Origin of the sequence: Maribacter sp., assembly GCF_049667165.1 — a bacterium.
Classification (GTDB): Bacteria; Bacteroidota; Bacteroidia; order Flavobacteriales; family Flavobacteriaceae; genus Maribacter_A.
The window spans coordinates 1-11695 of sequence record NZ_JBATHS010000010.1 but is presented as its reverse complement, the minus strand read 5'-3'; the positions used below and the strand labels follow the sequence as shown (position 1 = coordinate 11695).

General features: G+C 41.7%; 14 protein-coding genes. 2 read left to right on the top strand and 12 right to left on the bottom strand.

Features of this window, described 5'->3' with window-relative positions; all coding sequences use genetic code 11:
• The coding region (locus WBM98_RS00410) for a DUF5606 domain-containing protein (RefSeq protein WP_424364031.1) at window positions 1–351 on the top strand (351 nt) is incomplete at its 5' end.
• A gap of 8 nt (window positions 352–359) precedes the next feature.
• Here WBM98_RS00410 and WBM98_RS00405 read toward each other — a convergent pair.
• From WBM98_RS00405 to WBM98_RS00380, 6 genes are all read right to left on the bottom strand, one after another.
• A complete protein-coding gene (locus WBM98_RS00405; RefSeq protein WP_424364030.1) occupies window positions 360–809 on the bottom strand; it encodes a GyrI-like domain-containing protein in 450 nt (149 codons plus the stop codon).
• Between the two features lie 61 nt (window positions 810–870).
• Window positions 871–2379: a S10 family peptidase gene (locus tag WBM98_RS00400; RefSeq protein WP_424364029.1), complete on the bottom strand. Its 1509-nt coding sequence runs from the start codon at window positions 2377–2379 to the stop codon at window positions 871–873.
• Window positions 2380–2418: 39 nt separating this feature from the next.
• Complete coding sequence (locus tag WBM98_RS00395; protein WP_424364028.1) at window positions 2419–4035, bottom strand: family 20 glycosylhydrolase; 1617 nt, start codon at window positions 4033–4035, stop codon at window positions 2419–2421.
• A 24-nt stretch (window positions 4036–4059) separates the two neighbouring features.
• Window positions 4060–4710 (bottom strand): SGNH/GDSL hydrolase family protein, encoded by a 651-nt coding sequence (locus tag WBM98_RS00390; RefSeq protein WP_424364026.1) that lies wholly within the window; start codon window positions 4708–4710, stop codon window positions 4060–4062.
• A gap of 86 nt (window positions 4711–4796) precedes the next feature.
• On the bottom strand, window positions 4797–5522 hold the full coding sequence (locus WBM98_RS00385; RefSeq protein WP_424364025.1) for an MIP/aquaporin family protein: 726 nt from the start codon (window positions 5520–5522) through the stop codon (window positions 4797–4799).
• A 59-nt stretch (window positions 5523–5581) separates the two neighbouring features.
• Window positions 5582–6823, bottom strand: coding sequence for a serine hydrolase domain-containing protein (locus WBM98_RS00380; protein ID WP_424364024.1), 1242 nt, complete (start codon window positions 6821–6823; stop codon window positions 5582–5584).
• A gap of 229 nt (window positions 6824–7052) precedes the next feature.
• On the opposite strand from WBM98_RS00380, the gene WBM98_RS00375 reads away from it, so the two are divergent.
• Window positions 7053–7385 carry a DUF2853 family protein gene (locus tag WBM98_RS00375; RefSeq protein ID WP_424364023.1) on the top strand — a complete coding sequence of 111 codons (333 nt, stop codon included), beginning with the start codon at window positions 7053–7055 and terminating at the stop codon, window positions 7383–7385.
• A 157-nt stretch (window positions 7386–7542) separates the two neighbouring features.
• Here the strand turns inward: WBM98_RS00375 and WBM98_RS00370 are convergent, their stop codons facing one another.
• From WBM98_RS00370 to WBM98_RS00345, 6 genes are all read right to left on the bottom strand, one after another.
• Window positions 7543–8121 carry a PepSY domain-containing protein gene (locus WBM98_RS00370; protein ID WP_424364032.1) on the bottom strand — a complete coding sequence of 193 codons (579 nt, stop codon included), beginning with the start codon at window positions 8119–8121 and terminating at the stop codon, window positions 7543–7545.
• 165 nt (window positions 8122–8286) lie between these two features.
• Window positions 8287–9357 carry an ACR3 family arsenite efflux transporter gene (gene arsB, locus WBM98_RS00365; protein ID WP_424364022.1) on the bottom strand — a complete coding sequence of 357 codons (1071 nt, stop codon included), beginning with the start codon at window positions 9355–9357 and terminating at the stop codon, window positions 8287–8289.
• Window positions 9354–9989: a protein-tyrosine-phosphatase gene (locus WBM98_RS00360; RefSeq protein WP_424364021.1), complete on the bottom strand. Its 636-nt coding sequence runs from the start codon at window positions 9987–9989 to the stop codon at window positions 9354–9356. The genes arsB and WBM98_RS00360 overlap by 4 nt, the downstream gene beginning before the upstream one ends.
• A 17-nt stretch (window positions 9990–10006) precedes the next feature.
• On the bottom strand, window positions 10007–10894 hold the full coding sequence (locus tag WBM98_RS00355) for an arsenite methyltransferase (protein ID WP_424364020.1): 888 nt from the start codon (window positions 10892–10894) through the stop codon (window positions 10007–10009).
• Window positions 10895–10939: 45 nt separating this feature from the next.
• A complete protein-coding gene (locus tag WBM98_RS00350; RefSeq protein ID WP_424364019.1) occupies window positions 10940–11269 on the bottom strand; it encodes an ArsR/SmtB family transcription factor in 330 nt (109 codons plus the stop codon).
• Between the two features lie 203 nt (window positions 11270–11472).
• A partial coding sequence (locus tag WBM98_RS00345) for a putative collagen-binding domain-containing protein (protein WP_424364018.1) occupies window positions 11473–11695 on the bottom strand: 223 nt, incomplete at its 5' end.

Genomic DNA, 11695 nt, shown 5'->3' with positions numbered 1-11695 from the left:
TCGGGTTTTGTGGCTGAATCGCTGCTCGATAAAAAACGTATTACCATCAGTGCCCAAAGCAATGTTAGTGTTTTGTCCGAAATTGCGATTTACACTTTGGAAGAGGAGATGCCCTTAGGCGAAGTATTCCAAAAAATACAGGTTAAGGAGAAAGGCGGGAGGACCACTGTAGGGCATAAAGAAGATAAACTGAAGTTGGAGGAATATTTCTTTGAGGTACTGCCCAATTATGATGAGGATCGTGTGTACCCCAGTGATATTAAAAAAGTCATTCAATGGTACAACATACTTCACGATAACGGAATCACTGAATTCATCGCGGACTCCGAGGATGCGCTCGAAGAGGAATAGCCCGGGTTTTAATCTATGGCAATGAGGATTTCAACAATTTCCGAATCCTGTTTATAGACTTCAAAATCGGCCGTATACTTTCTATTGAGTTTTTTGTCCTGTTCCCATATATATTGCCATTGCTTCACGATAGCCTTGGGCATTTCACCTTCAGCGATGAATTTTTTATAAGTACCTCCTTCAAAAGTTCGCCCTGCCATACCGTCAGGAATGTTGTTGAGTTTATTCACCCGTAATCCGATAATAGCCATATACGAACCAGTATAATCGGATTCGTAATCCGTATAGATGGCATAAATGGTTTCATCGATTTTATTTGGAATTTTAGACGCGATTTCCTCGGAATAAAACCGACCCCACAAATCACCCATATCCTTAGCGGATTTACCACCTTCGTTCGTGCTTTGGACGGCAATCCCAATGATTTTGAAAGGTTCTATTTCTTGCACCCTTGACATTTTTCACCCCTAATTTTAATTATTGTTTACTACCCCCGCTCCAGAAAAGGAAATGGATTTTTTATTCCGATGTGGCTTTGATGAATTCGGATACATCGTTCTTAAATTTAACCAAGGAGGGTTCATGGGTGTACATCATATGTCCTGCTTCGTAGTATTTCATGCTGATATTATCTTTGATTTCCTTTGTAAGTCCAAGGTGGTTTATACTGTGTTCAACACCATAGAAAACCGTAGCAAGGTCATAAATGCCATTCAGGACCAAGACCTTCATATTCGGATCTCTTGACAGTGCTTCGGCCATATCTATCCCCGTATTGATGGCGGCTTGGGTGCCCCATCGATTATTGCCTTCATGCGCCCAATCCCATTTAAAGCCTTCACGACGACCTGCCGTAATCGTATACGTAAGATTTTTGTTGACCTTTAGGGTCCTGTGAAGATAATCGAGGAAACCCGTAATATAGGCCGGTGAAATAGCTGTACTCTGTGGATCGTGACTTCCTTCCTGTGCCAAAAGATCTTGGTTGATTCCTGTGAATCTGGCATCTAGACGACCGACAAGCTCCCCCTTATCCCTTAAAAGCTCTGCGAAAAATTCACTTGCGGTAACCCTGAGATCGGCGTTTAGCCAAAAAGCCTCCAACGTACCGGTATATGCGGCCAGTTTGGAAGCGATTCCCTGTTTTTCACTCTCACCCAATCGATCCCCTTTGAATAGGGCTGGGGTATATTCATTTTCAGTGAAACTGCGAATTTCATCCAAATATCCATAGACATCCCCTGGTTTGTCCTCAACCCTATCATGATACCAAGCTGTAGCGGCATAGGTTGGGAAATGGACGATGTAAGGCAAATCGTCATTCGGTGGAAACAACAACGTTCTAAGGTCAAAGACAGCCGAAACCATGATGACGCCATTCATGGCAATCCCCTGATCTAGAAGTTTGTTCATGACCCCTGCATTTCGAAAAGTGCCGTAACTTTCCCCTAAAAGATATTTGGGACTGTTCATACGGTCATGGGCAATTAAAAATTGGGTAATGAACAATGACAGGCTCCTTATGTCCTGGTCAACTCCCCAAAAATCCTTGAATTTGGCCTTGCCCACAGGTACACTGAGTCCGGTGCCCACGGGATCAATCATCACCAAATCGGCAACATCCAGAATCGAATAGTTATTGTTCATTATTCTGTAGGGCGCCGCAGGGGTTGCCACAGGGTCGTTGACAACAATTCTTTTTGGCCCCAGAACTCCCATATGCAACCAAAAAGAGGATGAACCAGGACCGCCATTATATGCAAAAACGATGGGCCTTCTTTGAGAACCCGTTGCGCGTTTTCCCTCCTCCTTGGTGTAATAGGTGTGGCCCATTAATGCGATGGGCGCGTTGTTTTCATCTCGGACTTCGAACGTGCCTGCTTCGGCCGTCAAAAAGATCGTTCGACCATTAATCGTGACACTTTGCATTGTTTTTGAAATCTCTGCTTTCGGAAGGGTGTCATTTGCATTTTGGGCAAATGTCGTCCATCCGATAAGCACGAAAACCAGAAGTGCGATTCTTTTCATCTTGGTGGTTAATTTAGTTTATAGGAAAGGTTTTTTTCATTAATCCTTCTTGATCTCTTCATAGGTATATTTACTTTTTTTCCAATCGATCAAGGGCGAAGGATAGTATTTGACATTCATGCGATCCAGAAAAGGCGCTTGATTGGCCAAACGTACCTTGTAATTTTCCCAATCCCGATTTTCCTTTATGGTCCAACTCAGTTCGGAATACCCGATGACACGTGGGAATGCCAGCTGTTCCAATTCATCGATATTGCTTATGGTCTCTGACCATAAGGGGGCCTCAATGCCTAAAATATTTTTCATTGGAATACCTTCATATTCCTCAGGTGTCCAAACATAGGCCGAATCAACTGGTATATAGGCCGCCCATGTAAGGCCCAATTTAGTCAGGGTATCATACTTCATATCCAAATAGGTTCTTTTGGCAGGGGAAAGTATGATCTTCATACCTCTATCCACGGCTTTTTGGGCATTATCCCCACTTGACCAATATTGTGAGATGGAGTTCGAGTCTACATTGGCCGTGGCAATTTCATCCCACCCGATCATGCGTTTGCCATGTTTCTGTACAATTTTCTCCACTTTTTCAACGAAATAGATATAATCGTTCTTTTTGGTAACATGGCTTTCATCACCGCCAATATGGAAATAGGGGCCAGGCGTTATGGCCGATATCTCACGTACGACATCATCGATAAAAGCATAGACCGTATCTTTCCTAGTATCGAAAGTGCTGAACCCTACCTGGGTACCTTCATATAATTTTGGGGTCTTACCATTTCCATTTAAAAAAGGATAGGATACCGATGCGGCATTGGTATGCCCTGGCATGTCTACTTCCGGTATAACGGTCATGAAGTGTTTTGCGGCATAGGCAATGATCTCCTTGTAATCTTCCTGGGTATAGAACCCTCCAGCTTCACCACCGACTTCGGTACTACCGCCCACTTCGGTCAACTTGGGCCAGGACTTTATTTCGATCCGCCAACCTTGATCATCGGTCAAATGCAAATGCAATACATTGATTTTGTAGTACGCCAAGAGGTCAATATATTTCTTGACATCCTCAACACTGAAGAAGTGACGGGCCACATCGAGCATGGCGCCACGAAATCCGAAATTAGGATTATCGATGATCTTACCGGATGCGATGGGCCATATGCGTTGCTCGGCCAAGGTGTCATTGCTTTCTTCGGGTATGAGCTGTCGTAGCGTCTGTATGCCCCGAAAAGCACCCTCTGCGGTATTCGAGTTCAGAATAACGGAATCTTGGGTGATATAGAGTTGATAGGCCTCAGGCGAATCGAGCTCCAGACTGTCCGATTTATTGATGTAGATTATGCGTTCTACTGGTTCAGTACCCTTTTCATTTACGGGAATATCCAAATCCAGTGTAGCTTTGATCTTATCTGCCAAAAATTGTCCTATTCCAGAATATCCCTCCGCATTCGGAGTGGTGTAAATGGCGGTATACCGGTCTAGTCCGAATGCCATATTCGTTGGAATTACCTTTAGGGGTTTGGGAATCAGATTTTCCTTGGCCAAATCCGTTGGCGGGAATTCTATACGTTTCTTCTGCACTTCTTGGCAGGCTACAATCAGTGCCCCGATAAATAATAGGGTAAAAGCTCTTGTTACAATGGATTTAATCATGATGTCGATATAACTATGGTTAATTTAATGATCAATAAAAGGTTTTAAAACGGAATACCAAATATCGTATCCTTTGGCGTTCATATGCAAGCCGTCTTCAATATAAATATTTGGATTAAGTTTTCTCCCTTGTAGCATTGGATTCCAAATATCCGCAAAATATATCTGGTCATCCTTTTTAGACAGTCTTCGCAATTTACGATTCAAACGCTTGAATCTTCTCTTTAACGACCATCGGGCAATACTCGGTTTAGCTGAGATCAGGATAATCTGTACATCGTTGTTTTTGGCATGTATTTTATGGTTGATTTCAAGAATCGTCGTCATGATTTCTTTTGGTCTTTTTCCAGCCGCAAGGTCATTGTCCCCCTCGTAGATAAAAACCTTTTTGGGATTGAATTTGAGAATCAATCCTTCCGAATAAGCCAATAGATCTGAAGCCTGAGACCCACCAAATCCCGTATTGATGATTTGACGCTCAGGAAACTCTTTTTCCAACCCTTCCCAGGTTCTTATACTTGAGCTCCCCGAGAAAACGATGGTTTCTTTTAGGCCATCCCAAAGGGTATCGTACTTATTTTGAATTTCCGCCACTTCATTATCGAAACGTCCAGGGTTTTGGGAATTCCCTTTAAGAACAACAAAAATGAATAGGGATATCATCAAAAATCTCATTCCTAAAATTTGAAGTTGAAAGATACTTTTATTCTTTTAAAAGGTCAAGATATCTTGGCTCTCAATTCAATATCTTATAGAAAAAATCAAAGACCAATGCCCAGAAATGCGAGTGCGGCGATACTTCCTCCGAGTAATGGCCCAAAAATAGGAACCCAAGCATATCCCCAGTCACTTTTTCCCTTATGTTTTATTGGAAGTAACATATGCAATACCCTTGGCCCTAAATCACGTGCAGGGTTTATGGCATACCCCGTTGGTCCCCCAAGTCCGAAACCAATACCCATGACCAAGAGTGCGACCGGAAGGGCGTCCAAAGAACCTAGAGAGATCGGTTCATTGGCATAGCTTCCACCGGCAATAAAGAACACCCCGAAAACCAGGGTAAAGGTGCCGATGACCTCTGTTACAAAATTCCAAAACGGGTTGCGCACGGCTGGGGATGTGGAAAAGGTTGCCAATATAGCGGAAGGGTCCGTGGTGTTATCATACTGTTTTTTATAGGTCAGCCAAATCAGGAGGTTTCCCATCATAGCACCTAGTATTTGGGAAATGAAATATCCCGGCACCAATGCCCAACTAAATTTTCCGGCCACTGCAAGACCAATAGTGACTGCCGGGTTCAAATGTGCCCCTGAAACATCGGCGCTGATAAAGACCCCACAAAAAACTGCAATACCCCACGCCAAAGAAATCCCTGTCCATCCGGCGTCGGATCCTTTTGAATCTTTAAGGACCACATTGGCAACGATCCCATTACCCAATAGTATCAACATGGCGGTTCCTAAGAATTCAAATATGTATACGTTCATATGGTTGAAGGTTTAGTTGGCAAAATGTAGTGGTTTTATTTTCAGACTGTACAGAATATTCAATCGATAATGGATTGATAGACAAATTGTCTCATTTTTTGATTATAGTAATTGCTATAAGGCTGTAATTGAAGCATAAGTATTGAAATTAATTTTTCCTTAGGGTCGATGAAGAAATAGGTGCAATAGGCCCCGCCCCAGTAATACTGCCCCTTAGAACCTATAATTTTGGAATCAGCTACATCTGTGGTCACCCCAAAGCCAAAACCAAATCCTTGTCCGGGACCCTGTCGTAGGTCTCCTATTTGGTTCATCGTCATTAAATCAACTGTTTTTGGACTCAATAATTGGCGACCTTTGAATTTTCCTTTCTGAATCATCATTTGGCAAAAATTCATGTAATCGGTAGCGGTAGAGAATAAACCATGTGTACCCCCGAAAATGGTATTACCCATAATGGGCAGTTGTCGTTCGGAGGTTATCAAATTTCCTTCACTGTCGTAATTATGTACGGGTACCCATCGCATCTGCTTTTTTAATGGAATATTATATCCGGTATCCTTCATCTCCAAAGGGTCGAATATCCGCTCTTGAAGAAAGTCAGCCACTGTTTTTCCTGAGAATTTCTCAATAAGCAAGGCTAATACATCAGGGGAGGCACTATAATACCATTGTTCGCCTGGCTGACCGATCAGTGGTTGTCTCGCAAGGGCATTTACCCTGCTTTCCAAATTAGCATGGGTTTCTTGGTAGAGGGCTTTCGCAATATCGTTGTCCAAAGCGGTTCCCCCGAGTCCGTGTGAGAATCCGGCCGTATGGGATAATAGATGGGCTATGGTTATTTCCTTATTTGAATCCACTGTGGGGCCTTCTTTTCCTGCCTCTACGTTCGTGGACACCATCATATTCTTAAATTGGGGCAAATAGGCTGAAACGGGATCGGTCAAGAAAAAATGGCCTTCCTCATAAAGCATCATAAAGGCGGCCGTTATAATTGGCTTGGTCATTGACATTAGATGGAAGATGCCATCGTGTTGCATGGTTTTATTTGAAGAAAGGTCGCTATATCCATAGGTTGCCTGATGTACAATCTTGTTGTTGCGGGAAATAAGCGTTACAGCCCCGGAAATACGTCCTTCATCTATCTCATTTTGTAAAAAGACATCATAGCGTGAAAGTCTTTCCTTCGAAATCCCTTCTACATCTAAAAATTCATGGGTCGATTGTGAATGGGCGATATTGCCAAATAGGATGAAAAACAAAAGGATAAACTGTAGCTTCATTATCTTGGTATGTCTCATTTTGGTTGCATTATTCAGAATAAAACCAGTAAGTTTTTTCAGAAGGTTTCAAGGTATTAAAAAAAGGTGATATTTCTCATAAATATACTGTTTTTCAGGAATGGCGAAGACTCACGCGAATATCTTTTAGGTAATTTCCAAGGTTCTTTTCATTTTTTTAATGAAGAAATCTTTACCTTACTGCTGTTAGCAAAACAAAACTAATTTTAACCTTTAAAAATTTAATATCATGAGTGATTTAGCGGAAAAACTGGCTAAACTTAAGGAAACAGCTGCGGGTCAGTTGAAGGAGTGTGGAGTTTCGAATATTGACAAAGAGCTACTGGAAACCTTGGTGAATCGTTTGCGTACCATGGTTGACAATAAGGATGCTGTCCTGGTATCTGGAAAGGATGCTTCGGAATTGGAAACCGTACGAAGGAACTTTGTAGAAAAGAAACTTGGAATAACCGATAGGGATAAGGCGATGGCTGCCATTCACAAGGTAGCGGAAAAAATGTCAGGAATTCGAATGAAGAGTAGACCTGCCTTTTACTACTTGGTACAACAGGAATTGAGTTAAAACAAAAGCTATTTTAAATAATCGGGGCAGCTTTTATGGCTGCCCTTTTTTATTGTGGTATCCGAGCCATGTAAATCATTGGTATATTGACAATTAGGTTGAATGGTGCCATGATTCGGAAACATGGAATTGAAATTTCGAAATTTCAGATACTGCGTCAAACTTGGGATTTGCTTTTTCTCATTTGTTTTGGCCCATACCAAAGCCAAAATCCCGTAATGGTGAAAATAAGCAGGGCAATACCCATTACTGACGTGTAAATTACTTTTACTTGGCCATTAGTGGTGTTAAAATACCTATCTAGAATAGATCCATCGTGAATGTTTTCTATAAGATCACTATACCTTTTCTCAATATGCAATACACTACCGGTGGCACCGTCGAGTTGAATACCCCAAAAGTGATCTTCAAATATGAACTTCACAGTGCCTTTTTCTTTCCGAACATCAATACGGTCGATTTTGGATGATAGGTCAGTAGAAACTGAATCGTGTAGCACAGCAATCGCTTTTCTATGTAATGTGTCTAACGGTAGCCAATGTGCAAGGTCTTTTGAGGTGCCAATATATGTTTTTGGCAATAATATGCCATCGCTATGTTTTTTCCAACCTAAGAGAAATCCCGTTACCGAAATAAAAAAGAAAAAAATGAACAACGCGGCACCTGTATATCGATGGATCTTTCTAAAAATCCTTAAAATCCGGGCTTGTTTTATTCTTTTATTTGGTCTTATCATCCTCATTTTCAATGCGTTTTTTCTGAAGCCCTTTCCTTTGTTTTTGAACTGCTGTTGATCTCAACGCAAACAATTGCAAGTAGTACTTTGTGCTAGGGTAAAGAAACAAAATATTCGATTAAAATGAATTTAGAAAAGGTTGTTGTAAACAAAAACTGTTCCGAACTATAGTTTGTTGGTAAGGTCTGGGGTTGTAGCTTTTTGGTAATACTTTTTCCGTAGCCAAAACGAAACGCGAACCAATAAGATCAGGGCAGGCACTTCGACCAAGGGTCCAATGACCCCCGCAAAAGCTTGCCCAGAATTTAAGCCGAAAACGGCTATGGCCACCGCAATGGCTAATTCAAAATTGTTGCCCGCCGCGGTAAAGGCCACCGATGCAGTTTTGTCATATTCCGCACCTGTTGCCTTTGTGAAGAAAAAACCAATAATAAACATCAAAGTGAAATAAATCAGCAGTGGCACGGCAATGATCAAAACATCCATGGGAATTTGAACGATCAATTCCCCCTTAAGTGAGAACATCACCACGATGGTAAACAAAAGCGCTATTAAGGTAATCGGTGAAATTTTAGGAATAAAAACATTTGTATACCAAGCTTCCCCCTTACGTTTCACCAAAATAAGCCGACTTAAAATTCCCAAAACAAAGGGAATGCCTAAATAGATAGCCACACTTTCGGCAATAGTCCCAATGGAAATGTCGACGATGGCACCTTCAAACCCGAAATATGGGGGTAACACTGTGATAAAGATCCACGCATAAAAACTGTAGGCGAATACTTGAAAAATGCTGTTCAAAGCCACTAAACCCGCTCCGTATTCACTACTGCCTTCGGCGAGATCATTCCAAACAAGCACCATGGCAATACAGCGCGCCAAACCGATCAGAATGAGTCCGACCATATATTCCGGGTAATCCCGTAAAAATGTAATGGCCAAGACGAACATTAGAATAGGGCCGATGATCCAATTGAGAATAAGTGATATCGATAGAATTTTCGTGTTTCGAAATACTTTCGGCAAAAGTGAATAATTGACTTTTGCCAAGGGAGGATACATCATTAAAATCAATCCTATGGCTATGGGAATATTGGTGGTTCCGCTACTGAAGGAATCGATCAGTTCAGGAAACGAAGGAACAAAATATCCAATGCCAATGCCCAAAGCCATGGCCAAAAATATCCACAGCGTTAAATAGCTGTCCAGAAAACTTAATTTTTTGGGTGCTTTCATTTTTGGGAATTGATTTGGGAGAAAACATAGGATAGTTCGGCCGCAATTTGTAGACTTCTTTCGTTGTATTTTTCGACTTGGTGTGGCGTTCCGTCGAACGCTTTTGGATCTTCAAAAGTGATGGGAATCCGTTTTTCCGCCCCAGCGATAAAAGGACAACCGGCATCGGCCTGCGAACATGTCATTATAGCCGCAAATTTTGATTGCGGGTTAAATTCATCGTCGAATTTTTTGGAGAACCCAATGATCGGTTGTTCGTTCACTGCATATTTAATGCTGTAAATCGGGTTATTGCCTTCTGAAAGCCGAACTATTTCAAAACCCGAATTTTGAAGGGTTTGTGCTACCATTGGAAAAAGCGCCGTGGCTTCTGTTCCTCCTGAATACGTGTTTACGTTATCGATATTGAAATGATACGCAAGGGCCTGCGCCCATACTTGTGATAGGTGACTTCGCCGTGAATTGTGGGTGCAAATAAAATTCAAGCGTATGTTCTCCTTATCATCTACCTTCGATTGTATAAAATCGATGAGAGGTTGTAGGATTTCTTTCCGATTTTCTGGTATGGTTGCATCATTGAGCGTTGATACAAGCTCCTCTAATTTTCCGAATAGGGCGGGTTTGGTTGTCATTTGATATTATTATTGCATTAACAACACCCACTATTTGGAGTGCATGTGGATTTTGATTGAATTTCGGAACGTTCTTTGTTCGCTTTTTTATCTGCCTCCCCAGGCTTTTCGGCATATACGGTGATGCTGAAGATACCCGTTCCGGTTTTGTTAAAAGCCATGACCTCTTCTTGGGAAAGGTACTTGCCAAGGATATCATCGGGTATAACAATTGGTTTTTCTTTCTGGATAAGTAAGTGCTCAAAGCCTTGCTCTAACATCAATTGTAAATAGTCTTCTTTTTGAATGGCTCCGGCAACACATCCTGCATACATCTCGGCATCTGTTCTCAACGCTTCGGGAAGTTCACCGACCAAAACGATATCAGAAACGCTAAAATGTCCGCCAGGTTTCAAAACCCTGAACATCTCACCGATAACTTTTTTCTTGTTGGGGACCAAATTCAGCACACAATTACTGACGACCACATCGGCACTCGAATCGCCGACTGGCATGTTATCGATATCACCTACTCGAAATTCTACATTATTATACCCCAATTTGTCTGCATTGGCACGTGCTTTTTCAATCATTATGGGCGTAAAGTCGATGCCAATAACCTTGCCTTGGGCACCGGTTTCATGTCGGGCAACAAAACAGTCATTTCCCGCACCAGAACCTAAATCGACCACGGTATCGCCCTTTTGTATCTTGGCGAACTGGGTAGGAAGACCACAGCCCAATCCCAAGTCGGCATCTTCGGCATAACCTTCGGTTTCAGAATAATCGTCCATCATAATATTGTATACCTTATTCGAAGGTGTGGTCGCCCCACAACATGAGGAGGCATTTTCAATTCTTCCTTGTTCAGCGATTTTAGTATACCGTTCTTTGACGATGTTTTTTAATTCCTGTTCTTTTTTCATGGGAATAATGTGTGTATGGGATTAATTCGATGTAAGTGTAAAAAATCAGCAACAATTTTCCTTGGAAATGTCCTGGTCCAAGAACTGTAGCATTACTTTTTTCATGTCGCTCCATTTCGCTGTGTCGATGCAATAGCAGACACTGGTTCCTTCCACATTGCCCTTGATCAGTCCTAAGTGCTTCAATTCTTTCAAATGTTGGGAAATGGTAGGTTGGGCGAGTCCTATTTCATCAACCAGATCTCCACAAATACAGCCATCTATCTTATAAAGATGTTGTAATATGGCCACTCTCGCAGGATGCCCAAAGGCTTTGGAGAACATGGCAATCTCGTTTTGCTGATCGGTGAATATTTCGGTTTTTGTCAATCCCATTTTTAGTTTATAAGTATATTGCAATATTACGATTAATAAATTAAAGTGAAAGTATTTTTTTTAAAAAATTCATTCTTTTCTAAATAATTCAATAAAGGCTCCGTGCGTATTTCCAATGAAGGAAGCTTCCAAAAAAGGATTTTGTGGATGGGTTTCCGTTTGAGTGAAGATCGTTACAACAGACAAGATCTTTATTCTCAAGTTCAATTGCCTATAATACCCGGTTTTCCATAATTCTGATTCCTATCGTCAATGACCAAAACCCAATCCTGACCTTTTCCTGTTGTGGGCGGTTCTATGATCAATGAGGAGGATTTTGTTAAATTTGCTCCCTTATAGGCATTTCCGGTTCTAGGGTCGTACCACCAGCTGTTAAATTCATCGGCTTTTAAGTGGGTCAGATTCAGTGTAGTGGTTTTTCCGGTT

Bases quoted from the DNA above. Each gene is read 5' to 3' on its own strand.
- WBM98_RS00370 (WP_424364032.1), bottom strand. From the start codon at position 8,121: ATGATAAGACCAAATAAAAGAATAAAACAAGCCCGGATTTTAAGGATT.
- WBM98_RS00405 (WP_424364030.1), bottom strand. From the start codon at position 809: ATGTCAAGGGTGCAAGAAATAGAACCTTTCAAAATCATTGGGATTGCC.
- WBM98_RS00385 (WP_424364025.1), bottom strand. From the start codon at position 5,522: ATGAACGTATACATATTTGAATTCTTAGGAACCGCCATGTTGATACTA.
- WBM98_RS00390 (WP_424364026.1), bottom strand. From the start codon at position 4,710: ATGAGATTTTTGATGATATCCCTATTCATTTTTGTTGTTCTTAAAGGG.
- WBM98_RS00350 (WP_424364019.1), bottom strand. From the start codon at position 11,269: ATGGGATTGACAAAAACCGAAATATTCACCGATCAGCAAAACGAGATT.
- WBM98_RS00360 (WP_424364021.1), bottom strand. From the start codon at position 9,989: ATGACAACCAAACCCGCCCTATTCGGAAAATTAGAGGAGCTTGTATCA.
- arsB (WP_424364022.1), bottom strand. From the start codon at position 9,357: ATGAAAGCACCCAAAAAATTAAGTTTTCTGGACAGCTATTTAACGCTG.
- WBM98_RS00400 (WP_424364029.1), bottom strand. From the start codon at position 2,379: ATGAAAAGAATCGCACTTCTGGTTTTCGTGCTTATCGGATGGACGACA.
- WBM98_RS00355 (WP_424364020.1), bottom strand. From the start codon at position 10,894: ATGAAAAAAGAACAGGAATTAAAAAACATCGTCAAAGAACGGTATACT.
- WBM98_RS00395 (WP_424364028.1), bottom strand. From the start codon at position 4,035: ATGATTAAATCCATTGTAACAAGAGCTTTTACCCTATTATTTATCGGG.
- WBM98_RS00375 (WP_424364023.1), top strand. From the start codon at position 7,053: ATGAGTGATTTAGCGGAAAAACTGGCTAAACTTAAGGAAACAGCTGCG.
- WBM98_RS00380 (WP_424364024.1), bottom strand. From the start codon at position 6,823: ATGAGACATACCAAGATAATGAAGCTACAGTTTATCCTTTTGTTTTTC.